1 pseudogene is annotated in these 1,666 nt (G+C 43.2%); it reads right to left on the bottom strand.

Going from position 1 to position 1,666, the window contains the following annotated elements:
• Positions 1-1,666, bottom strand: a pseudogene (locus tag AK212_RS13695) (YSIRK signal domain/LPXTG anchor domain surface protein); the annotation flags it as partial.

The following is a 1,666-nucleotide window of genomic DNA, read 5'->3' on the forward strand; positions in this document are numbered from 1 at the left end:
CTAAATCCGTATCAAGCGTTGGAACAGTTGGTGGTGTTGTATCAGTTGCTTTAACAGGATCAGATGTAGAACTATTTGGATGTTCCGCATTATCCGTAGCTTTCACAGTGACATTACCTTCCGGAATAGGCACCGTTGGTGTAATTGTCGCATGACCCGTACTATCTGTCGTACCTGAACCAATAACATTACCATCTTTATCCAGTAATTCCACTTTTGTATTCGGATCTGTCACTACTTCAACAGGATCTTTCGTACCTGCTTTTCCATCTAGAGTTCCAACAACAGAAGGTTTCACCGGAGGTGTTAGGTCAGTTGCTTTCTTCGGTTGAGACATAGAACTATTCGGATGTTCTGCATTATCCGTTGCCTTAGCAGTGACGTTACCTTCAGGAATAGGTTTTGTCGGTGCAATCGTGACATGACCTGTCTCATCCGTCGTACCCGAACCAATGATATTACCATCTTTATCAAGTAAATCAACATGCGTATTTGGATCTGTAGTCACCGTAATAGGTGTTTGAGTACCCGCTTTACCACCTAAATCCGTATCAAGTGTTGGAGTAGTTGGTGGCGTTGTATCAGTTGCTTTAACCGGATCAGATGTAGAACTATTTGGATGTTCCGCATTGTCATAAGCTTTCGCAGTAACATTACCCTCTGGAATAGGTTTCGTCGGTGTAATTGTGACATGCCCCGTATCATCCGTCGTACCCGAACCGATAATATTGCCATCTTTATCTAGTAACTCCACTTTCGTATTCGGATCTGTAGTAACTTCAACAGGATCAGTAGTTGTCGCTTTACCAGTTAAATCACTAGTAACCACAGGCGCCGTTGGCGGAGTTGTGTCAGTCGCTTTTTTCGGTTGAGACATAGAACTATTCGGATGTTCTGCATTATCAGTCGCCTTGGCAGTGACGTTACCTTCAGGAATAGGTTTTGTCGGTGTAATCGTGACATGACCTGTCTCATCCGTCGTACCTGAGCCAATGATATTACCATCTTTATCAAGTAAGTCAACATGCGTATTTGGATCTGTAGTCACCGTAATTGGTGTTTGAGTACCAGCTTTACCACCTAAATCCGTATCAAGCGTTGGAACAGTTGGTGGTGTTGTATCAGTAGCTTTAACAGGATCAGATGTAGAACTATTAGGAACTTCCGCATTGTCGTAAGCCTTCGCAGTGACATTACCCTCAGGAATAGGTTTAGTCGGTGTAATTGTGACATGACCTGTATTATCTGTCGTACCTGAACCGATAACATTACCGTCTTTATCTAATAATTCCACTTTCGTATTCGGATCTGTAGTAACTTCAACGGGATCAGTAGTTGTCGCTTTACCAGTTAAATCGCTAGTAACCACAGGCGCCGTTGGCGGAGTTGTGTCAGTTGCTTTTTTCGGTTGAGACGTAGAACTATTCGGATGTTCTGCATTATCAGTCGCCTTGGCAGTGACGTTACCTTCAGGAATAGGTTTTGTCGGTGTAATTGTGACATGCCCCGTATTATCTGTCGTACCCGAACCAATAACATTACCATCTTTATCCAATAATTCCACTTTTGTATTCGGATCTGTAGTAACTTCAACAGGATCAATAGTTGTCGCTTTACCAGTTAAATCGCTAGTAACCACAGGCGCCGTTGGCGGAGTTGTGTCAGT

Origin of the sequence: Staphylococcus borealis, from assembly GCF_001224225.1 — a bacterium.
Classification (GTDB): domain Bacteria; phylum Bacillota; class Bacilli; order Staphylococcales; family Staphylococcaceae; genus Staphylococcus; species Staphylococcus borealis.